Consider the following 378-nt stretch of genomic DNA (forward strand, 5'->3'; position numbering starts at 1 on the left):
GCGCGGATACGAAAATCCGCATCGCTTTCCATCACCGCCGCCACGGCGGGCACGCTGACCGTATCCGCAGGCGTGATCGTCAGGCGTTGTACGCTGAACGTCGCCGCGATGTTGTCCAGGTCTGCGCCGGTGGCGTAGGCCAGCATAACGGCCTGCGCCGCCTCGTTAACCCGCTGACGCAGGATCACTTCGCGGTAGGCGTTTTCCTCCAGCAGTTTCACAATCGGCTCAGACTCCAGCGTCAGCGTGCGGGCGATGGCGGCCTGCTGGTCTTCGGGGTAAAGCGACACCAGCGTGGCTTTGCGCTCCGCCAGCAGAATTTCATAATCCAGCACCTCCACCACGTCGGGGGCGGGTAACTGGCTCAGGTCGATAGTT

The 378-nt window shown here is 63.0% G+C and carries 1 pseudogene; it reads right to left on the reverse strand.

What is annotated here, in order from left to right:
* Window positions 1–378 (reverse strand): annotated as a pseudogene (locus tag ED901_RS13220) (baseplate assembly protein); the annotation flags it as partial.

Origin of the sequence: Rahnella sp. Larv3_ips, assembly GCF_003697865.1 — a bacterium.
Taxonomy (GTDB): Bacteria; Pseudomonadota; Gammaproteobacteria; order Enterobacterales; family Enterobacteriaceae; genus Rahnella; species Rahnella rivi.